At 74.5% G+C, this 19,827-nt stretch carries 19 protein-coding genes and 2 pseudogenes; 12 read left to right on the top strand and 9 right to left on the bottom strand.

All coding sequences use genetic code 11. The annotated features are described in order from the left end of the window. The 5 genes and pseudogenes from GTR02_RS08425 to trxA form a co-directional block, all read left to right on the top strand. Positions 1-443 (top strand): annotated as a pseudogene (locus GTR02_RS08425) (serine/threonine protein kinase); the annotation flags it as partial. Continuing rightward, positions 440-1,045: an RNA polymerase sigma factor SigM gene (gene sigM, locus GTR02_RS08420; protein WP_166607036.1), complete on the top strand. Its 606-nt coding sequence runs from the start codon at positions 440-442 to the stop codon at positions 1,043-1,045. The pseudogene GTR02_RS08425 and the gene sigM, both read left to right, overlap by 4 nt. Before the next feature lie 76 nt (positions 1,046-1,121). Next, positions 1,122-1,934, top strand: a complete 813-nt coding sequence (locus GTR02_RS08415; protein ID WP_166607035.1) for a hypothetical protein — start codon at positions 1,122-1,124, stop codon at positions 1,932-1,934. Between the two features lie 189 nt (positions 1,935-2,123). Then, on the top strand, positions 2,124-3,155 hold the full coding sequence (trxB, locus tag GTR02_RS08410; protein WP_166607034.1) for a thioredoxin-disulfide reductase: 1,032 nt from the start codon (positions 2,124-2,126) through the stop codon (positions 3,153-3,155). Between the two features lie 32 nt (positions 3,156-3,187). Beyond that, entirely contained in the window at positions 3,188-3,511 is a 324-nt protein-coding gene (gene trxA / locus GTR02_RS08405; RefSeq protein ID WP_166607033.1) for a thioredoxin, read from the top strand. 111 nt (positions 3,512-3,622) lie between these two features. On the opposite strand, the gene GTR02_RS08400 is transcribed toward trxA, so the two are convergent. Continuing rightward, positions 3,623-4,285 carry a GNAT family N-acetyltransferase gene (locus GTR02_RS08400; RefSeq protein WP_166607032.1) on the bottom strand — a complete coding sequence of 221 codons (663 nt, stop codon included), beginning with the start codon at positions 4,283-4,285 and terminating at the stop codon, positions 3,623-3,625. A gap of 241 nt (positions 4,286-4,526) precedes the next feature. Here GTR02_RS08400 and GTR02_RS08395 point away from each other — a divergent pair, with 241 nt between their 5' ends. The 3 genes from GTR02_RS08395 to GTR02_RS08385 all read left to right on the top strand — a co-directional run bounded on the left by GTR02_RS08395 (position 4,527) and on the right by GTR02_RS08385 (position 7,614). Further along, a complete protein-coding gene (locus tag GTR02_RS08395) occupies positions 4,527-5,900 on the top strand; it encodes an aminotransferase-like domain-containing protein (protein WP_166607031.1) in 1,374 nt (457 codons plus the stop codon). Continuing rightward, positions 5,897-6,838 (top strand): D-alanine--D-alanine ligase, encoded by a 942-nt coding sequence (locus tag GTR02_RS08390; RefSeq protein ID WP_166607030.1) that lies wholly within the window; start codon positions 5,897-5,899, stop codon positions 6,836-6,838. The genes GTR02_RS08395 and GTR02_RS08390 overlap by 4 nt, the downstream gene beginning before the upstream one ends. A 116-nt stretch (positions 6,839-6,954) precedes the next feature. Next, positions 6,955-7,614, top strand: coding sequence for a hypothetical protein (locus GTR02_RS08385; protein ID WP_166607029.1), 660 nt, complete (start codon positions 6,955-6,957; stop codon positions 7,612-7,614). Between the two features lie 3 nt (positions 7,615-7,617). Here the strand turns inward: GTR02_RS08385 and GTR02_RS08380 are convergent, their stop codons facing one another. The 8 genes from GTR02_RS08380 to rpmH form a co-directional block, all read right to left on the bottom strand. Beyond that, positions 7,618-8,766 (bottom strand): ParB/RepB/Spo0J family partition protein, encoded by a 1,149-nt coding sequence (locus GTR02_RS08380; protein ID WP_166607028.1) that lies wholly within the window; start codon positions 8,764-8,766, stop codon positions 7,618-7,620. Beyond that, positions 8,763-9,989, bottom strand: a complete 1,227-nt coding sequence (locus GTR02_RS22920) for a ParA family protein (RefSeq protein ID WP_166607041.1) — start codon at positions 9,987-9,989, stop codon at positions 8,763-8,765. The genes GTR02_RS08380 and GTR02_RS22920 overlap by 4 nt, the downstream gene beginning before the upstream one ends. A gap of 326 nt (positions 9,990-10,315) precedes the next feature. After that, positions 10,316-11,065 carry a 16S rRNA (guanine(527)-N(7))-methyltransferase RsmG gene (gene rsmG / locus GTR02_RS08370; RefSeq protein ID WP_166607040.1) on the bottom strand — a complete coding sequence of 250 codons (750 nt, stop codon included), beginning with the start codon at positions 11,063-11,065 and terminating at the stop codon, positions 10,316-10,318. Positions 11,066-11,112: 47 nt separating this feature from the next. Continuing rightward, positions 11,113-11,595, bottom strand: coding sequence for a Jag family protein (locus GTR02_RS08365; RefSeq protein ID WP_205708864.1), 483 nt, complete (start codon positions 11,593-11,595; stop codon positions 11,113-11,115). A gap of 195 nt (positions 11,596-11,790) precedes the next feature. After that, positions 11,791-12,819 carry a membrane protein insertase YidC gene (gene yidC, locus GTR02_RS08360; RefSeq protein WP_166607026.1) on the bottom strand — a complete coding sequence of 343 codons (1,029 nt, stop codon included), beginning with the start codon at positions 12,817-12,819 and terminating at the stop codon, positions 11,791-11,793. Positions 12,820-12,952: 133 nt separating this feature from the next. After that, the gene (yidD, locus tag GTR02_RS08355; RefSeq protein ID WP_166607025.1) at positions 12,953-13,240 is read right to left on the bottom strand and encodes a membrane protein insertion efficiency factor YidD; all 288 of its coding nucleotides are present in this window, start codon (positions 13,238-13,240) and stop codon (positions 12,953-12,955) included. Beyond that, positions 13,233-13,583 carry a ribonuclease P protein component gene (gene rnpA / locus GTR02_RS08350; RefSeq protein ID WP_166607024.1) on the bottom strand — a complete coding sequence of 117 codons (351 nt, stop codon included), beginning with the start codon at positions 13,581-13,583 and terminating at the stop codon, positions 13,233-13,235. Before rnpA ends, yidD begins: the two co-directional genes overlap by 8 nt. Before the next feature lie 19 nt (positions 13,584-13,602). Next, on the bottom strand, positions 13,603-13,740 hold the full coding sequence (gene rpmH / locus GTR02_RS08345) for a 50S ribosomal protein L34 (RefSeq protein ID WP_166607023.1): 138 nt from the start codon (positions 13,738-13,740) through the stop codon (positions 13,603-13,605). 442 nt (positions 13,741-14,182) lie between these two features. Between rpmH and dnaA the strand changes: the two genes are divergently transcribed. The 4 genes and pseudogenes from dnaA to recF all read left to right on the top strand — a co-directional run bounded on the left by dnaA (position 14,183) and on the right by recF (position 19,748). Further along, on the top strand, positions 14,183-15,820 hold the full coding sequence (gene dnaA / locus GTR02_RS08340; protein WP_166607039.1) for a chromosomal replication initiator protein DnaA: 1,638 nt from the start codon (positions 14,183-14,185) through the stop codon (positions 15,818-15,820). Positions 15,821-16,466: 646 nt separating this feature from the next. Continuing rightward, positions 16,467-17,594 carry a DNA polymerase III subunit beta gene (gene dnaN, locus GTR02_RS08335; RefSeq protein WP_166607038.1) on the top strand — a complete coding sequence of 376 codons (1,128 nt, stop codon included), beginning with the start codon at positions 16,467-16,469 and terminating at the stop codon, positions 17,592-17,594. 46 nt (positions 17,595-17,640) lie between these two features. Then, positions 17,641-18,558: pseudogene (gnd, locus tag GTR02_RS08330) on the top strand (phosphogluconate dehydrogenase (NAD(+)-dependent, decarboxylating)); the annotation flags it as partial. A 14-nt stretch (positions 18,559-18,572) separates the two neighbouring features. Further along, positions 18,573-19,748, top strand: a complete 1,176-nt coding sequence (gene recF, locus GTR02_RS08325) for a DNA replication/repair protein RecF (protein ID WP_166607021.1) — start codon at positions 18,573-18,575, stop codon at positions 19,746-19,748. The last annotated feature ends 79 nt before the right edge of the window (positions 19,749-19,827 follow it).

The following is a 19,827-nucleotide window of genomic DNA, read 5'->3' as shown; positions in this document are numbered from 1 at the left end:
CCCCCGCCCCGCTGCGCGTGGCCGCCGTGACCGCCCTGGACCCCGAGGGCGACGGCGACAGCCCCGGTGGCGTCGAGCGGACCGTCGACGGCGACCTCGCGAGCAGCTGGTCCAGCGAGCGGTACACGTCCGCGGCCTTCGGCGGCCTGAAGAGCGGCATCGGGCTGCTGGTGGACCTGGGCGCGGACGTCGACGTCACCTCGGTCGTGCTCGACGACGCCGGCGAGGGCGGCCGCGTCGAGCTCCGCAACGCCCCCGCGGGCGGCTACGAGGGGTCCGTCACGATCGCCGAGGCGCCCGCCGGCGGGCGGCAGACCCTCACCCCGGCGGCGCCGGTGCGCACCCGCACGGTGCTGCTGTGGTTCACCGAGCTGCCCAGCACGGACGGCCAGGCCCGCGTGACCGTGTCCGAGCTGCAGGTCCTCGGCACCCCGGCGCCGTGACGCCGTCCGCCCCCGGCGACGACGGGCGCGACCCGCGCACCGACGCCGAGCTCGTCGCCGCCCACGTCGCGGGGGACCCCGACGCCTTCGGGGAGGTCGTGCGCCGCCACCGCGACCGCCTGTGGGCCGTCGCGCTGCGGACCACGGGGGACAGGGAGGAGGCCGCGGACGCCGTGCAGGACGCGCTGGTCTCCGCGCTGCGCGCGGCCGACCGCTTCCGCGGCGACTCCGCCGTGACGACCTGGCTGCACCGCATCGTCGTCAACGCGTGCCTGGACCGCGCCCGCCGACGGGCCGTGCGGCCGACCCGCCCGCTGGAGGAGGAGGTCGGCCCCGGCGGCGACGACTCGGTGCGCACGGGGGCCGCGCTCGCCGTCGTCCCCGACCAGACGCCCTCGGTGCAGACCCGCCTCGACGTGACCGGGGCCCTGGCGAGGCTGCCGGAGGCGCAGCGCGCGGCCCTGGTGCTCGTCGACATGTACGACGTCCCCGTGGCCGAGGCCGCGGAGATCCTCGGCGTCGCCGTGGGCACGGTGAAGTCGCGCTGCTCGCGGGGGCGCTCCGCGCTCGCGGAGATCCTCGGGGCGGCAGGGAACCGGTGAGCCCGCGCGGGCGTCGGAGGAACCGGTCACGAAGCAGTCACGGCGCCGCGGGCGCCGCAGCGAGGAGGAGGTGGACGTGAGGACCGGCGACGACGAGCGCGACGACGGGGACGACGCGGCGGCGTTCGACGCCCCTCCCGCCCCCGAGCAGCACGTCCGCGACCTGCTGCGCGCGGCCGCGGCGCAGGACACCGCGATGCCCGCGGACGTGGCCGCGCGCCTCGAGGCGGCGCTGGCGGCGGCCCGCGTCGACGGCGGCGTCGCGTCCCTGGGGCAGCGGCGCCGCGCGCGGCGCTTCAACCGCGTGCTAGCGGCCGCGGCCGCGGTGGTCGTCCTGGGCGGCGGCGCCGTCGCCGCGCAGCAGGCGTCGCCCTTCGGCGCCGGGGGCCGGGGCAGCGCGAGCTCGGCCGCGGCCGGTGCCGCCGACGAGGGCGCCCTGCCCGGCGTCGTCGAGCGCAAGGACGCCGCGGGCACCGGGACGGAGGGCACCGGGGCGGAGGACACCGGCTCGGCCGAGACCGCGGGCACCCTCGTCGTGCGGAGCGGCAACGACTACGCCGACCAGGCGTCGCTCGCGGACGCGGCCACGGTCGTGCTCGCGGGCTCCGGCGCCCCGCTCACGGCGACGCGCACCCCGCTCAGCGCGCCGGAGGACGCCCAGGCCGGGGGGGACCCCCTCGTGGCGCAGGCCCTCGGCTGCGTGCAGGTGCTGGGCGTCGGGGCGGCGTCCGTGGTCGGCGTCGACCTCGCGCAGTGGCGCGGGACGGCCGCGGCCGTGGTCGTCTCGCGGGCCGGCGGCGACACCGTGCGGGCCACGGTCGTGGCCCTGGACTGCGTCCCGGGCGCGGACCCGCTGGCCACGGCCGACGTGCCCGTCCCCGCTGCCTGACCCACCCCGCTCCCGACCCGACCCGCTCCCGACGCACCCGGCGGCGCCCGCCCGACGCACCCGGCGCCCCGCCGCGGGCCGGTGGGGAGGGGAACAGCGCACCCCTACGATCGGTTGAAGGAGCAGCACGGACGCGGCGGGTGATCAGCACCCGGCGCGCCTCCCGACCACGGAAGCAGGTCTGACGCGGTGGACGACGTCCGGAACGTCATCGTCATCGGTTCGGGTCCGGCGGGCTACACCGCCGCCCTCTACGCCGCTCGCGCGGACCTGGCGCCGCTCGTGTTCGAGGGGTCGGTCACGGCCGGCGGCGCCCTCATGAACACCACCGAGGTCGACAACTTCCCCGGGTTCCCCGAGGGCATCCTCGGCCCCGACCTGATGGACGGCATGCGCGCCCAGGCCGAGCGCTTCGGCGCCGAGCTCATCACCGACGACGTCGTGGACGTCCGCCTGCAGGGCGACGTCAAGGAGGTCGTCACGGGCAGCGGCGGCACCTACCGCGCGCACGCGGTGATCCTGTCGCTGGGGTCGGCCTACCGCGAGCTCGGTCTGCCCGACGAGAAGCGGCTGTCCGGGCGCGGCGTCAGCTGGTGCGCGACCTGCGACGGGTTCTTCTTCCGCGACCAGGACATCGTCGTGGTCGGCGGCGGTGACTCCGCCGTCGAGGAGGCGACGTTCCTGACGAAGTTCGCGCGCTCGGTGACGATCGTCCACCGCCGCGACGCGCTCCGCGCCTCCAAGATCATGGTCAAGCGCGCCGAGAACGACGAGAAGATCCGCTTCGCTTGGAACTCCGAGGTCGTCGCGATCCACGGCGAGAACAAGGTCACGGGCCTGCGGCTGCGGGACACGGTCACGGGCGAGGAGCGCGAGGTCGAGGCCACCGGGCTGTTCGTCGCGATCGGCCACGAGCCGCGGACGGGGATCGTCAAGGGTCAGGTCGACCTCGACGACAACGGGTTCATCCTCGTCGAGGGCCGCAGCTCCCGGACGAACGTCCCCGGGGTGTTCGCGGCGGGCGACGTCATCGACCACGAGTACATGCAGGCCATCACCGCGGCCGGATCCGGTTGCGCCGCAGCGCTGGACGCCGAGCGGTTCCTCGCGGCCCGCTCGGACGCGGCGCGCGAGGAGCAGCCCGTGCGCGAGGAGACGACGACCCCGCCGGCCGACGAGGCCGACCTCGTCCCGCGGCCGCAGCCGCGACCGACCGCCTGAACCACCACCCCCCGAGCACAGGAGAACACGGCATGAGCACCACCGCCCCGGTCACGGACGACACCTTCGACACGGTCGTCCTGCAGGCCGACAAGCCCGTCCTCGTCGACTTCTGGGCGCCCTGGTGCGGCCCGTGCCGTCAGGTCGCCCCGATCCTCGAGGAGATCGCCGACGAGCACGGCGAGAAGATCCAGGTCGTCAAGATCAACACGGACGAGAACCCGCGGATCGCCGCGAAGTACGGCGTCACGTCGATCCCGACGCTGAACGTCTACTCCGGCGGCGAGGTCGTCAAGACCATCGTCGGCGCGCGGCCGAAGCCCGCGCTGCTCAAGGAGCTCGCCGACTTCATCTGATCCGCGACGCGAGACCCGCTGCGCCGCAAAGCCTCGGAGCGCCGGGAACCCCAGGGTTCCCGGCGCTCCGTCGCGTCACGACGGAGAGGCGTTGCGGCGCAGCGCCTCCGGTCAGGAGCGCGAGACCCCCGTGAGGGACGTGACGCGGACGCCGGCGAGGAGCCGCTCCAGGGCCTGCTCGACGTCCTCGCGCCAGCTGACCGCGGACTTGAGCTCGAGCCGGAGCCGGGGGTGGCGGTGGTGCGGGCGCACGACGGTGAACCCGACGGACTCCAGGGTGTGGGCGGGCAGGACGCACGGGTCGGCGGTGTCGTGCGCGTCCGCGTGGTCGCCGTCGCCCCCCGTGGCCGCGGGCCCGCCGCCGAACGCCTCGACCGCCTTGATGCCGCGCTGCGTGAGGTCCTTCGCGGCGCTCTGCACGAGCATGCGGGCGAGCCCCTGACCGCGGAACGCCGGGTCGATCCAGCCCGTCATGAGCAGCACCGCGTCGCCGCTCACGGGCGAGGTGGCGAAGCCGTTCTGCCGCGGGACGTACACCGGGGGCGCGTAGGTGACGAAACCCACCGGCTGGTCGTCGACGTACACGAGGCGGCCGCACGGCCCCCACTGCAGCAGGACGGTCGAGATCCAGGCCTCCTTCTCGAAGTCCGGGTACCCGGCCTCGGCGGCCCGCTGCCCGGCCACCGCGTCCAGCTCCCAGAACACGCACCGTCGCGAGGACTTCGGCAGGTCGGACACGGTGTCGAGCGTGAGGGGAGCCATCCGACGACCCATCGGGCAGTGCCTCCCTCTCCCGGACGACGCCGCAGCGGCCCGGACCGTCGTGCCGGCGGCGCCGGGCGCGCCGGCCACCGCGTCGAGCGGGCGCAGCGCGACACGAGCCGCGGCCCGTGCGCGGTACGCGCCGTGACCGGCATCCTAGGTGGAGGCCGCGCCGTCCGCGACGAGGCCCGAGGCGCACCATGGAGGGAGCACCTCACCACCGAGCGTCCACCCCGTGCCCCAGGAGGCCGTCATGAGCCAGCACCCGCCGCCCTCGAGCCCGCCGGGCGCCGTCGCGTCCGCTGCGGCCGGGGCCGCGGCCGCCGGCGTGCGGCCGGGCAACCGCCTGGACCGCTGGCGCGAGTCCTACGCCGTGCGGACGGCGTCGATGACGGCGTCGGAGATCCGCGCGCTGTTCGCCGTGGCCAACCGGCCCGAGGTCGTCTCGCTGGCAGGCGGCATGCCGTACCTGCCCGCGCTGCCCCTGGACACCATCGCGGCGATCGCGCAGCGGCTCATCGCCGAGAAGGGGGCGGTCGCGCTGCAGTACGGGTCGGGGCAGGGCGAGGAGGTGCTGCGCGAGCAGATCGTCGAGGTCATGCACCAGCAGCGCATCCAGGCCCACCCCGACGACGTCGTCGTCACGACCGGGTCGCAGCAGGCCCTGGACCTCGTCTCGCGCGTCTTCCTCGACCCCGGGGACGTCGTGGTCGCCGAGGCGCCCAGCTACGTCGGGGCGCTGAACGTCTTCCGCTCCTACCAGGCGCGCATCGTCCACGTCGCCATGGACGCCGACGGCCTGCAGCCGGAGGCGCTCGACGAGGCGCTGACCCGCCTCGCCGCGCAGGGGCAGCGCGTGAAGTTCCTCTACACCGTGCCCAACCACCACAACCCGGCCGGCGTGACGCTGTCGCTGCAGCGCCGTCCGGCCGTCCTGGCGGTGTGCCGGCGGCACGGCGTGCTGGTGCTCGAGGACGACCCGTACGCCCTGCTCGGCTTCGGCGGCGACCCGCTGCCCGCCCTGCGGTCGATGGACGCGGAGAACGTCGTGCACCTCGGTTCCTTCTCGAAGACCTTCGCCCCGGGCTTCCGGATCGGCTGGGCCGTCGCGCCGCACGCCGTGCGCGAGAAGCTCGTCCTGGCCGCGGAGTCCTCGGTGCTGTGCCCGACGTCCTTCGGCCAGTTCGCCATCGCCGAGTACCTGCAGACCTACGACTGGCTGGGTCAGGTCAAGGTGTTCCGCGAGCTGTACCGCGAGCGGCGCGACGCCATGCTCGACGCGCTCGCGGTGCACCTGCCCCAGGCGACGTGGACGCACCCCGACGGCGGCTTCTACGTGTGGCTCACGCTGCCCGAGGGCCTGGACGCCAAGGCCATGCTGCCCCGCGCCGTCACCTCGCGGGTGGCCTTCGTCCCCGGCACGGCCTTCTACGCCGACGGCTCCGGCCGGCGGTCGATGCGCCTGTCGTACTGCTTCCCCACCGCCGAGCGCATCCGCGAGGGCGTGCGGCGCCTCGCCGGGGTCGTGCAGGACGAGCTGGAGGTGCTGGAGACGTTCGGCTCGGTCGACCCCTCACCGCACGAACGCGCGGGCAGCGTCGACTCGCCCGGACCGGAGCTCGCGTGAACCCCCGCGTGACCGTGCTGGCCGGCGGTCTCTCCCACGAGCGGGACGTGTCGCTGCGCTCCGGCCGCCGCGTGGCGGAGGCGCTGCGCGCCTCGGGCTGCGAGGTGACGGTGCTGGACGCCGACGCCCACCTGCTGCCGACGCTGGCGGAGGACCGGCCCGACGTGGTGTGGCCCGTGCTGCACGGGGCCATCGGCGAGGACGGGGCCCTGCGCGACGTCCTCGAGCTGCTCCGGCTGCGCTACGTGGGCTCGCGGCCCCAGTCGTGCCGCCTCGCGTGGGACAAGCCCATCGCTGCGAGCGTCGTGCGGGCGGCGGGCATCGCGGTGCCCGAGCACATCGCGCTCCCGCACGCCACGTTCCGGGACCTGGGGGCGCAGCCGGTCCTCGCGGCCGCGGGGACGTGGGCGGGCTTCCCCCTGGTCGTGAAGCCCAGCCGCGGCGGCTCGGCCCTGGGGGTGGCCGTCGTCGACGAGCCGGGCGACCTGGCCCGCGCCGTCGTCGACTCCTTCGCCTACGGCGACACGGCCGTCGTGCAGCAGCACGTCAGGGGCACCGAGGTCGCCGTCTCCGTCGTCGACGTCGACGGGGAGCTCCGCGTGCTGCCGGCCGTGGAGATCGTGGCCGACGGCGGGTCCTACGACTACACGGCCCGCTACACGGCCGGGGCCACCGAGTTCTTCGCGCCGGCCCGGCTGGCCGACGACGTCGCCGACCGCCTCGCCGCGGCGGCGCGCGGGGCGCACGAGGCGCTGGGTCTGCGGCACCTCTCGCGCATCGACTTCATCGTCGACCACGAGGGGGTGCCCGTCTTCCTCGAGGCCAACGCGGCCCCGGGGATGACCGAGACGTCGCTGCTCCCGCAGGGCGTCGCCGCCGCGGGCCTCGAGCTGGACGCCGTCTACCGCGGGATCGTGCAGAGCGCCCTGGAGCGCTGACCTCGCCCGGACACCGAGGACGCCCCCGCCCCACCGGGTGGGGGCGTCCTCGCGTCCAGGGTCCGGGCGGGGGCACCCACCGGGCCGGGCCGCGCCGTCCCTGGTAGTCCTGGGGCGTGACCGACGCCCTCGCCGACCTGCTCGCCGCCGTCGACCGCACGGTCGCCCACGCGACGTTCGCTGTGACGGCGGCCGTCGCGGTCCGGGACGACGTGGACGCCCCCGCCACGAGCCGCGGGTACTGCGACCTCGACGTCCCGCTCGTGGCGTCGGCGTGGTCGACGGTCGGGGGGCCGCCGCACCCCGGCCTCTTGCACGGGACGTCGCTGCACCTCGCCGTGCCGGACTGGGTCACCCTCGACGTCCACGGCGTCGCCGCGTCGGAGCTGCTGCCGCTGTACTGGCTGCGCGCGGCCACGAGCGCCGCGGCGCTGAACGACGACGTACCGGGCGACAGGGTGCCGGGCGACGAGGTGCTCGCCGTGGAGGTCGACCTGGCCGCCGCTGCGGACGCCAACCCGCCCGCGGTCGCCCGCAGCGTGCGGCACGACGAGCTGGGCCCGCTGCAGGCCGCGCGCGGTACCGCCCGCGGCACCGTGAGGCTGTCCACCGCGGGGCTGGTGGACCGCATCGACCTGGCCGTGACCGGGGCCAGCGCCTGCACGGTCGTGCTGACGCTCGTCCCGGTGACCCGGCGCGCCCTCGACCCGGCGGACGTCGTCCCCGGCGCGGACCTGTCCGCCGTGGTCGAGGCGCTCATCGACCCGGTGCGCTGAACCTCAGACGTTCGTGGGCTGCTGCTCCAGCAGGCGCAGGATGCGATCGAGGTCGTCGAGCCCCGCGAAGTCGACCGTGAGCCGGCCCCGCGTGCGCCCCACGGCGATGCGGACCCGGGTGTCCAGGCGCTCCGCCAGGGCGGACGCGCGCTGCTCCACCTCGGGCTGCGGCTGCGGCGGGTTCCGGCGGCGCGGGGCGGTGTCCGCGTCGCCCAGCGCGATGATCTCCTCCACGGCCCGCACCGACAGGCCCTCGGCCACGATGCGCTGCGCCAGCCGCTCCATGGCCCCGCCGTCCTCGAGGGACAGCAGGGCGCGCGCGTGGCCGGCGCTCAGCACGCCGGCCGCGACCCGTCGCTGCACGAGCGGGGGGAGCTTCAGCAGCCGCAGGGTGTTGCTGATCTGCGGGCGGGAGCGCCCGATCCGGCTCGCGAGCTCCTCGTGCGTGCAGCCGAAGTCCTCCAGCAGCTGCTGGTAGGCGGCCGCCTCCTCGAGGGGGTTGAGCTGGCTGCGGTGCAGGTTCTCGAGCAGCGCGTCGCGCAGCAGGTCGTCGTCGGCGGTCTCCCGCACGATGGCCGGGACGGTGGTGAGACCGGCGTCGGTGGCCGCGCGCCAGCGGCGCTCGCCCATGACGAGCTCGTAGGTCTCCGCCTCACCCTCGACGCCCGGCACCGGCCGGACGACGATCGGCTGCAGGACACCGATCTCCTGCACGGAGTGCACCAGCTCGGCCAGCTCGTCCTCGTCGAAGACGGTCCGCGGCTGCCGCGGGTTGGGGACGATCGCGGTGACGGGCACCTCGGCGAAGCGGGCCCCGGGGACCGCGACGAGACCGTCGGGCAGCACGGGCGCGACGGGCACGTCCCCGTGCGCGCCCGGCCCCTCCGGCGCGGTGTCCGACCGGGTCGGGGACGGCTCGTCGCGCCGGTCGTCCATGGTCGGCGTGCCGATGGCGTCGCTCTCGACCGGGTCCGGCGCGACGTCCTCCGCGGGCACCTCGCGCTGGTCGAAGAAGACGTCCACGGGGCGTGCGGCCGTCCGTGCGGGCACGGCGCCGAACGCGTCGGCGTACTGCGGCCGGGGCGTCGCCGCCGGGCCGTTGGGGATGAGGGCTCCCAGCCCGCGCCCCAGGCCTCGCCGCTTGTCGCTCACGCTCCACCTTCCTGCGACGCCATCCCGCGCCGACCGATCGTCCCGGAGGTCCACCTCGACCACGGGTCGGCGACCTGCGGCGCCGACCCGACGGCAGCATCTCGTGCCGGACCGCGCACGTCGGTGACCCCGACCGGTGTGTCGTCGGCCGCCGCCCCGCGCTGCGCCATCTCGCGCGCGGCCTCGAGGTAGGCGAGCGCACCCGAGGACGACGGGTCGTACGTCATGACGGTCTTGCCGTGGCTCGGGGCCTCGGAGATGCGCACGGAGCGCGGCACGAGCGAGTGGAGGACCTCGCCGCCGAAGTGCCCCCGGACCTCCTCCACGACCTGCGACGCCAGCCGCGTACGCCCGTCGTACATCGTCAGCAGGATCGTCGAGACGTGCAGGTCCGGGTTGAGGTGCTGCTGGATGAGCTCGATGTTCGACAGCAGCTGCGTCAGGCCCTCCAGCGCGTAGTACTCGCACTGGATCGGAATGAGCACCTCGGGTGCGGCGACGAAGGCGTTGATCGTCAGCAGGCCGAGGCTCGGCGGGCAGTCGATGAGCACGTAGTCGATGCGGCCGGCGCCGGAGCGCTCCACCTGCTTGAGGTACGTCGTCAGCGCCCGCAGCAGCCGCGATTCGCGCGCCACCATGCTGACCAGCTCGATCTCGGCCCCGGCCAGGTCGATGGTGGCGGGGGCGCACCACAGGTCCGGCGCCTCACCGCACCGCTGCACGACGTCGGCCAGCGGCTTGCCCTCCACGAGCACCTCGTAGACGCCGGGCACGTCGGCGCTGTGGTCGATGCCGAGGGCGGTCGACGCGTTGCCCTGCGGGTCGAGGTCCAGCACCAGGACCTTGAGGCCCGCCAGCGAGAGGGCGGCGGCGAGGTTCACGGCGGTCGTCGTCTTGCCGACGCCGCCCTTCTGGTTGGCGATGGTGAGGACCCGGGTCTCCGCCGGGGCCGGGAAGCGCGCGGTGCTCGGTCGGGAGCCACCGCTGACCGGCGGTAGCGGCGTTGCTGCCAGCGCGGCGTCCGCGAGCGGCTCGGGAGCTGCGGCGGTGGTTCCACGTGAAACGGGACCGCCGTCCTGGGACGGGGTACGGGGAGGCACGTCCGCGGTCCGGTCGAGGGGCGCGTGGACCGCACTCGGCGCGTCGTCCGCCACCGGCCCGGGTGCCGCGGCGTCAGTCGCCGTTTCACGTGGAACATCACTCGTCGCCGGCGCCGGCGCCATCGTCATCGGCGCCTCGGCGCTGCGCACGGAGGCCGGGGCCAGCTCGGACGCCGTTTCACGTGGAACAACGGCGACGTCCGGCGCCACGGTGCCCGGTGCGGCTCCCGTCCCGGGGACCGCCTCGGGAGAGGGACCACCCACCACAGGGTCGTCCGCCGGAGGCGCCGGCTCCCCCTGCGCCGACGCGGACGGCGGTGTCGCACGGGGGGTGAACCAGCCGAGGCCTCGCGGCCGGGTGTCCTGGACGGTGGTGTGGCCGAGCCAGCCGAGAGTGGTCACACGGGTTCCCTTCGGGAGGGCGGTGGTCGGGGTGGAGCGGGGCGGAGTCACCGCTGACGCGAGCCGCGCACCGGCGCGGTCTTCGACGGACGACGCTTGGCCGCCCCGGGGACCGGCGGCTTGCGCAACGGCCCCGATCCGCGGTCGACGCGGACGACGGTCGTCCCCGTCTCGTCGTCCGGCCCGCAGTGCAGGACCTCGGGGGTCGTGGTGACGCCCAGCGCCCGCAGCGCCTCCGCAGCGGCCTCGATCTCCTCGGGCGCCGAGCGTCCCTTGATGGCGAGGAGGTGGCCGTCGGTCTGGACCAGCGGCATCGTCCAGCCGTAGAGGGTCGCGAGCGGGGCGACCGCGCGGGCGGTGACGACGGGGGCGGAGAACTCACCCGCGACGTCCTCGGCCCGGCCCCGCACGACGGCGACCTGGTCGCGCAGCCCGAGCGCGGCGACGACCTCGCGGAGGAAGTGGAAGCGGCGCTCAAGCGGCTCGACGAGCCGGACCTGCACGTCGGGACGGGCCAGGGCGACGGGGATGCCCGGCAGTCCAGCTCCCGATCCGACGTCGATGACCGAGGCGCCCGGGGGGACCAGCTCTGCGAGGTGGGCGCAGTTCAGCAGGTGCCGCGTCCAGAGGCGGGGCACCTCCCGCGGCCCGATGAGACCGCGCTCGACGCCGGCGTCGGCCAGCTGCCCGACGTACGCGGCCGCGAGCTCCACCCGCGCCCCGAACAGCTGGTGCGCGGCGGGGGGAACGACGGAGGGCGGTGCTGTTCCACGTGGAACAGCACCGCCCTCGGGCACTTCGTCAGACACCCCGTCACCCTATCGGGCAGGGGGTCTCCCTCCGGTCAGGCGTCGGGCGCGGCCGCGGCCGGGGCGAGGACGACGACGCGCCGCCGCGGCTCCTCACCCTCGGACTCGGACTCCAGACCGGCGGCGGCCACCGCGTCGTGCACCACCTTGCGCTCGAAGGCTGGCATCGGCTCGAGCTTCTCGTCGGTGCCGCTGGCCCGGACCCGGGCCACGACCTCGCCGGCGAGCGCGACGAGGGACGTCCGCTTCTCGGCGCGGAAGCCGGCCACGTCCAGCAGGAGCCTCGTCCGGTCGCCCGTCTGCGCCTGGACGGCGAGGCGCGTCAGCTCCTGCAGCGCCTCGAGGACCTCGCCGTCGCCGCCCACCAGCGTGCGCAGGGCCGGAGTGCCGCCGGCGTCGGCGACGATGGCGACGGACGCGCGCCCGTTCTCGATGTCGATGTCGATGTCACCGTCGAGGTCGACGATGTCGAGCAGCTCCTCGAGGTAGTCGGCCGCGACGTCGCCCTCCTCCTCCAGGCGGGTGGCTCCCGCGCCCTTGGGCTGGCGGGCGCCGCGCCCCGTGGGCGCGGCGTCGCCGGGCTCCGGGGGGCTCGTCGCCTCCGGGGCCTGGGTGTCGTCTGCCGTGCTCTGGCTCACACGTCCTCCTCGGTGCCGCGTCCGCGGCTCGTCGTGCTGGTCCGCACCGGCGACGGTGCGAGGTCGGTCGGGCGGTCAGCGGCCCGTGGGCCGCTGACTGCTCGGCGGGGCGCCGGGCCGCCGCCGGGCGTCGCGGCTCGTGCCCCGCTTGGGCTGCTGCCGCTGACGCCGCACGGGCGCCACCGACGAGGTGTGCTCCGCGTCCTTGGTCAGCTGCACGCCGCTCCCGCCGTCCGTGGCGGGCAGGACGGTGCCCCGGCGGGCGGCCCGACGGGCCTTGCGCTCGAGGAGCTCCTTCTCCGCGAGCGAGCCCGGGTTGGGCAGCCGGCGGATGACGAAGAACTGCTGGCCCATGGACCACACGTTGGTCGTGAGCCAGTAGAGGAGGACACCGATGGGGAAGTTGACGCCGGAGACGGCGAAGACGATCGGCAGGATGTACAGCATCAGCTTCTGCTGCTGCGCGAAGGGGTTGTTCTCCATCGACGCCGACGACGTGTTCTTGGCCATCAGCTGACGCTGGGTCACGAACTGCGAGGCCGACATCAGCACGATCATGACCGCGGTCAGGACGATCGTGTTCCAGTCGCCCGTGTCCCAGGACCGCAGGAAGATCCCGGACAGCTTGGCGCCGAAGATGGTCGCGTTGTCCGCCTGGTCGACCAGCGTCTGGTCGAGGGCCCCGACCGTCTTGCCCTGCCCGATGCCGTTCAGCGTGTGGAAGAGCGCCAGGAAGATGGGCGACTGCAGCAGGATCGGCAGGCAGGAGGCCATCGGGTTCGTGCCCGAGGACCGGTACAGGGCCATCATCTCCTGCTGCTGCGCCTGGCGGCTCGCAGGATCGGTCTTGCCCTTGTACTTCTGCTGGATCTTGCGCATCTCCGGCTGGATGACCTGCATCCCGCGCATCGCCTTGATCTGCTTCACGAACAAGGGGATGAGGATGATCCGGACGACGACGACGAGGCCGATGATCGAGAGGGACCACGCCGCACCGCCCGCCGCGTCGAACCCGACAGCCGTCCACAGGTCGTGGAAGCGCACCATGATCCACGCGACGACCCACTGGATGGGGTACAGCAGTTGGTAGAAGAATTCGATCATCGCCCGGCAGTCCTCTCCTCCACTCGCCGGTGTCCCGGCGGCTCGTGTCCGAGGCCCTGCTGATCGGGGCCCGCTCGACGTTGTCGGGGTGGACGCTCACGCGTCCCCCCAGGTTCTCGGTGCGGTCGTGGGATCACGGCCGCTGCCGCGCCGGCCCCCTCGGCGGAACGGGGTCGACGCCTCCAGGGTTCCACGGGTGGCACCTCAGCAACCGCCGCGCGGCGAGCCAGGTGCCGCGGACGGCCCCGTGCGTGCGCAGCGCGTCCACGGCGTAGGAGGAGCAGGAGGGGTAGAAGCGGCACGTCGGGCCCAGCCACGGCGAGACGACGAGCTGGTAGACCCGGACCGCCCCGACCAGCAGCAGTGCCGGCCAGCGCAGCGGGTTCCACGACGTCCGCCTCCCCGCACCCACGTCAGCCACGAGGCGTCAGCCCCAGCCGGCGCAGGCCCTTGTCGAGGTCGGTGGCGAGCTCGGCGGACGAGGCCCCGGCCGCACCGGGCAGCGCCCGGACGACCAGGAGGCCACCCTCCGGCGGCAGGACGGCCCAGCGGTGCGCCGCCAGGTGCCTCAGCTGCCGCTGCGTGCGGTGCCGCACGACGGAGCCGCCGACCGCCTTGGACACGACGAAGCCCACCCTCGTGGGGTGGGCTTCGTCGGTCGCGGTCCAGTGCAGGACCAGGCGACGCGTGCCAGCGCGGACGCCACCGCGCAGGGCCGACGTGAAGTCGTCCTTGCGCCGCAGGCGGCGCGCCGCGGGCAGCACGCGGAGGTCGCGGGGTCGGTCAGGCGGAGATCTCCGCGCGGCCCTTGGCCCGGCGCGCGGAGAGGATGGCGCGGCCGGCGCGGGTGCGCATCCGCAGGCGGAAGCCGTGGGTCTTGGCCCGCCGACGGTTGTTCGGCTGGAAGGTCCGCTTGCTCACGTGAGGTCTCCAAGATCGCCAGGTCCGGGCTCCCGCCGCAGCCGTGGGGCCAGCCGACGCAGAGCACAATCCGGACCAGAGTACGGGCGCGGAACCTGCTGGTCAAAGCGCCGCGACCGGACCGGCCGGGTCCCCACCGGCGGACCCGGTGGGCGGCACGACGGGGTCCCGCCGGGCGGGTACCTTCGTCCCAGCGCACTCCGGGTGCCGGGATCGTCCGGCCCCCGCAGGTCGACCGGGCGAACACCGGGAGACCGGGCGCGGGACGGCACTTGAACGGTGGAGCCGCCGTTGTTACCGTCCCGGCTCGACAAGCCGATGTCCGCGCCGATCCCTGGTGCACCGACGGGTCTCCTCGTCGTCCCCGGCCGTCGTGCACAGAGTGTGGACAGGGGTGTGGACGGAGCCCGTCGATCAGCGTGGAACGACGGGAGAGCTCGTGGTGGACAGCGACGGCGGAGACTTCCGCGACGTCTGGGAGCGCGCGGTGGCGCAGCTGGACGGCAACGGGGTCACCCAGCACCAGAAGGCCTTCGTGCGGCTGACCAAGCCGCTGGGCCTGCTGGACGGCACCGCGCTGCTGGCCGTGCCGAACGACCTCACCAAGGAGGTCATCGAGCAGAAGGTCCGCGAACCGCTGATCCGCGCGCTGGCCGACGAGCTCGGGCACGGCGTGCGGCTGGCCGTCACCGTGGACACCTCGATCGGCGCCACGCTGTCCCCGGAGCTCAACGGCGAGTCGGGGTCGGGCCGCGGGGACCTGGAGCGCGAGCGGCTCAACGGCGGCGACCCGGACCTGGACGCCGGCCCGCGCGGCTACGACGGCCGCGTCGGCGAGGGACGGGGTGGTGAGGGACGGGCCGGCGAGCACCGGCGCCACGACGACGACCGCTACGACGGCCGCGGTTCGGGCCGGCGCACCGCCGAGGACGCCAACCCCCTCGACGACTCCGACCCGGACCTGCTCTTCACGGGCTTCAAGGTCGACCGGGGCGCCGGCACCGGCCGGCAGGGCCCGCGCGGTCGCACGCCCACCAAGGTCGAGAACGCCCGGCTGAACCCGAAGTACATCTTCGAGACCTTCGTCATCGGGGCCAGCAACCGCTTCGCGCACGCCGCGGCGGTCGCGGTGGCCGAGGCACCCGCGAAGGCGTACAACCCGCTCTTCATCTACGGCGAGTCGGGGCTGGGCAAGACCCACCTGCTGCACGCCATCGGGCACTACGCGCAGAACCTGTACCCGGGGGTGCAGGTGCGGTACGTGAACTCCGAGGAGTTCACCAACGACTTCATCAACTCGATCCGCGACGACAAGGCGCAGGCCTTCCAGCGCCGCTACCGCGACGTGGACGTCCTGCTCATCGACGACATCCAGTTCCTGTCGAACAAGGTGCAGACGCAGGAGGAGTTCTTCCACACCTTCAACACGCTGCACAACGCGAGCAAGCAGGTCGTCATCACCTCCGACCTGCCGCCCAAGCAGCTGTCGGGCTTCGAGGAGCGCATGCGCAGCCGCTTCGAGTGGGGCCTGATCACCGACGTCCAGCCGCCCGACCTCGAGACCCGCATCGCCATCCTCCGCAAGAAGGCCACGGGGGAGCGGCTCGAGGCGCCCGACGACGTGCTGGAGTACATCGCGTCGAAGATCTCCTCGAACATCCGCGAGCTGGAGGGGGCGCTGATCCGCGTCACGGCCTTCGCGAGCCTCAACCGCCAGCCCGTGGACATGCAGCTGGCCGAGATCGTCCTGCGGGACCTGATCCCCAACGACGAGACCCCGGAGATCACCGCGTCGGCGATCATGGGCCAGACGGCGTCGTACTTCAGCGTCACGCTCGAGGACCTGTGCGGCACGTCGCGGTCGCGGACCCTCGTGACGGCCCGCCAGATCGCCATGTACCTGTGCCGGGAGCTGACGGAGCTGTCGCTGCCGAAGATCGGGCAGCACTTCGGCGGGCGCGACCACACGACCGTCATGCACGCCGAGCGCAAGATCAAGCAGCAGATGGCGGAGCGTCGCAGCACCTACAACCAGGTCACCGAGCTCACCAACCGCATCAAGAAGCAGGCCGGCGCCTGAGCCCGCGCTGACCCGGCGCCCGCACGACGCCCCTCCCGCCTTCCCAGGCCCCCCGGCACACCGCCGGGGGGCCTTCGTCGTCCGGGGGCTCCGGGGGCCCCGCGGGAGGTCGCCGAGGGGTCACCGGGAGGTCCGCGACGGCTGCGGTGGGTTGTCCACACGCTGGGGAAAGGCGTGTGGACATCCGGCCCCGGATCGGTGGACGACGTCGTGGACAGCCGGTGCGCGCGACCCCGTGCCCCTGTGGACGCGTGTGGACGCGCCGCGGTCGCCCGCTGGGCCTGTGGACGGCGCGACCTCCCCGTCCGCAGGCCACCCACAGGGCTGTGGACGACGGATGAGCCGCTGACCTGCGATGACGTCGAGTTGTCCACAGCGTCCACAAGGACTACGACGACGATGAACTCCTCCACGGTGAAGTCCGTCAACCCACGAGAGGGGTGGACAACCTGGTGGGTGCGGGGCCTGGGAGGGCCTGGACGGGGAGGTCCGGGCCACGTTCACCGTGCCGGGCGAACTCCACTACTGTCAGGAGCCGTCCTCGATCCCGCTGCCCGTCGTCCCGCTCCGGGGCCGGCCGGCGGTCCCGGGGACCACGTGCAGGACGAGCCGGGGGACCCCGGCCGTGGAGGAGGGGCGGTACCTGGTGGAGTTGCAGGTCGAGCGCGACGTGCTGGCCGACGCCGTCGCCTGGGCTGCCCGGGCCCTGCCGACGCGGCCGCCCGTGCCGGTGCTGGCGGGCGTCCTGCTCGAGGCCGACACCGAGGGCACCCTCACGCTGTCGACGTTCGACTACGAGGTCTCCGCGCGCGTCGAGGTGCCCGCCGAGGTCCGCACCGCGGGGCGCGTCCTGGTCTCGGGCCGGCTGCTGGCCGACATCTCGCGCAGCCTGCCGGGCCGGCCGGTGACGCTGGTGACCGAGGGCTCGAAGGTGACGCTCACGTGCGGGGCCAGCCGCTTCGCGCTGCTGACGATGCCCGTCGAGGAGTACCCGGCGCTGCCCGCGCTGCCCGACTCCTCCGGGACCCTCACGGGCGACACCTTCACCGAGGCCGTCTCGCAGGTGACGGTCGCGGCGAGCCGCGACGAGACGCTGCCCATCCTCACGGGCGTCCGGATGGAGATCGAGGGCGACCGCCTGACGCTGCTGGCGACCGACCGCTACCGGCTCGCGGTGCGCGAGCTGCGCTGGAACCCCTCGACGCCGGACATCTCGGCGATCGCCCTCGTGCGGGCCCGGACGCTGTCCGACGTGGCCCGCTCCATCGGGGCGACCGGCTCGATCACGATGGCGCTGGCCGACGGCAAGAGCGACCTCATCGGCTTCCAGGCCGCCGGGCGGCACTCCACGTCGCTGCTCGTGGACGGTGAGTACCCGAAGGTGCGGGCGCTGTTCCCGGCCGAGTCCCCCACGCACGCGGTCGTGTCCACGGCGGCCCTCACGGAGGCCGTCAAGCGCGTCGCCCTCGTCGCGGAGCGCAACACCCCGGTCCGCTTGCGCTTCGAAGAGGGTCTGCTGTCCTTGGAGGCCGGGCAGGGTGACGACGCCCAGGCGTCGGAGGCGCTCGACGCGACCCTGACCGGCGAGGCGATCGCGATCGCCTTCAACCCCCAGTTCCTGCTCGACGGGCTCGGGGCGCTCAACGCGCCCTTCGCCCGCCTGTCGTTCACCCAGGCCACGCGGCCCGCCGTCATCACGGGTCAGGCCGACGCGGAGGGCGAGGACGACGACAGCTACCGGTACCTGCTGATGCCGGTCCGACTCGCCGGCTGACGCCGGCGACCGCGACGCCCGGGAACCCGGGCACCACGAGGGGACACAACGCATGCACATCGGACTCGTCGGTCTGGGCAAGATGGGCGGGAACATGCGCACCCGCCTGCGCGAGAAGGGCGTCGAGGTCACCGGTTACGACCCGAACCCCGACGTCACCGACGTCCCCAGCCTCGCCGCGCTGGTCGACGCGCTGCCCTCCCCCCGCGTCGTCTGGGTGATGGTCCCCTCGGGCCGCATCACGCGCGACACCGTGGCGAGCCTCGCCCCGCTGCTCAAGGACGGCGACCTCGTCATCGACGGCGGCAACTCGAAGTGGACCGACGACGAGATCAACGCCAAGCTCCTCAGCGAGCGCGGCACGGGCTACATGGACTGCGGCGTCTCGGGCGGCGTGTGGGGCAAGGACAACGGCTACGGCCTCATGGCCGGCGGCGCCGACGCCCACGTCAAGCTGGCGATGCCCGTCTTCGACGCGCTGCGCCCCGACGGCCCCCGCGAGGAGGGCTTCGTGCACGCCGGCGGCGTCGGCGCGGGGCACTACTCCAAGATGGTCCACAACGGCATCGAGTACGGCCTCATGCACGCCTACGCCGAGGGCTACGAGCTCCTCGAGGCGAAGGGCATCATCAAGGACGTCCCGGCCGTCTTCAAGGCGTGGACCCGCGGCACCGTCGTGCGCTCCTGGCTGCTGGACCTCATGGTCCGCGCGCTGGAGGAGGACCCCAAGCTCGACAACATCCGCGGCTACGCGCAGGACTCAGGCGAGGGCCGCTGGACCCTGGAGCAGGCCATCGAGAACGCCGTGCCCATGCCGGTGCTCGCGGCCGCGCTCTTCGCGCGGTTCTCCTCCCGCCAGGAGGACTCCCCCTCCATCAAGGCCGTCGCGGCCCTGCGCAACCAGTTCGGCGGCCACGCGGTCACCGAGGCCGGGCCGTCGTCCGGCACCGGTTCCGTCAGCTAGGGCGCCGGGCTCGCGTGCACGTCGCGCACCTCTCCCTCGTCGACTACCGGTCCTACGCCGAGCTGGAGCTCGACCTCGGGCCGGGCACGACGACGTTCGTCGGCCTCAACGGCCAGGGCAAGACGAACCTCGTCGAGGCGATCGGCTACGTCGCGACCCTGTCCAGCCACCGCGTCTCGGGTGACGCGCCGCTGGTGCGGCAGGGCGCGGCGCGGGCCGTGGTGCGCGCGGAGCTGGTGCGCGGCGGCCGCCGCGCCCTGGTCGAGCTGGAGATCACCCCGGGGCGCGCCAACCGCGCACGGCTGAACTCCTCCCCCGTGCGCCGGCCGCGCGACGTGCTGGGGACCCTGCGCACGGTGCTGTTCGCCCCGGAGGACCTCGCGCTCGTCAAGGGCGACCCCGACGGCCGGCGGCGCTACCTCGACGACCTGCTCGTGACGCGCTGGCCGCGCGTCGCGGGCCTGCGCAGCGACTACGACCGCGTGCTGCGGCAGCGGACGGCGCTGCTGAAGTCGGCGGGGGCCGCCCTGCGCTCCGGCCGCGGGGACCCGCACGTCCTCGACGTGTGGGACGAGCAGCTGGCGGCGACGGGCGCCGAGCTGCTGGCCGCCCGGCTCGCCCTGCTCGCCGACCTGCGGGAGCCGGTGGCCGGGGCCTACCAGGCGGTCAGCCGCGGGCAGGGCGACCTCGAGCTGACGTACCGCAGCGCCCTGCCCCTGCTCGGCGAGGGCGTCGCCACGACGCCGGGCGGGGCGCAGCCCTCGCGCGAGGAGCTGCGCCTGGCGCTGCTGGCCGCCACGGCCGAGCAGCGCAAGGCGGAGCTCGACCGGGGGGTCTGCCTCGTCGGGCCCCAGCGCGACGACCTGGTCCTCACCCTGGGCGGGATGCCCGCCAAGGGCTACGCGAGCCACGGCGAGTCCTGGTCGGTGGCGCTGGGGCTGCGCCTGGCCAGCTACCGGCTGCTCCTGGCCGACGGGGCCTCCGAGGACCCGGGCGGTCCCGTGCTCGTCCTCGACGACGTCTTCGCGGAGCTCGACGCCGGCCGCCGCGAGCGGCTGGCCGAGGTCGTCGCCGACGCCGAGCAGGTGCTCGTCACCGCGGCCGTGCCCGAGGACGTGCCGGACGCCCTGCGCGGGGCCGGGGCGCACCGCGTCGACGTCGTGACGGGGAGCGCCGTCCGTGCCGCCTGAGGAGCGCGAGCCCGCAGCCGACGCCGTGGAGCTGCCGCCGCCGGCCGTCGGGGAGCGCCGGTCGGAGGGGGACGCGGAG

Source organism: Kineococcus siccus, assembly GCF_009906795.1.
In the GTDB taxonomy this organism is placed as follows: Bacteria; Actinomycetota; Actinomycetes; order Actinomycetales; family Kineococcaceae; genus Kineococcus; species Kineococcus siccus.
This window is presented reverse-complemented; position numbering and strand designations above follow the sequence as displayed.

What these genes read in the sequence shown, in the direction of transcription:
- GTR02_RS22920 (WP_166607041.1), bottom strand. Translation starts at nt 9,989, where the DNA reads ATGGCGCCGGCGCCGGCGACGAGTGATGTTCCACGTGAAACGGCGACT.
- GTR02_RS08395 (WP_166607031.1), top strand. Translation starts at nt 4,527, where the DNA reads ATGAGCCAGCACCCGCCGCCCTCGAGCCCGCCGGGCGCCGTCGCGTCC.
- yidC (WP_166607026.1), bottom strand. Translation starts at nt 12,819, where the DNA reads ATGATCGAATTCTTCTACCAACTGCTGTACCCCATCCAGTGGGTCGTC.
- GTR02_RS08400 (WP_166607032.1), bottom strand. Translation starts at nt 4,285, where the DNA reads ATGGGTCGTCGGATGGCTCCCCTCACGCTCGACACCGTGTCCGACCTG.
- trxA (WP_166607033.1), top strand. Translation starts at nt 3,188, where the DNA reads ATGAGCACCACCGCCCCGGTCACGGACGACACCTTCGACACGGTCGTC.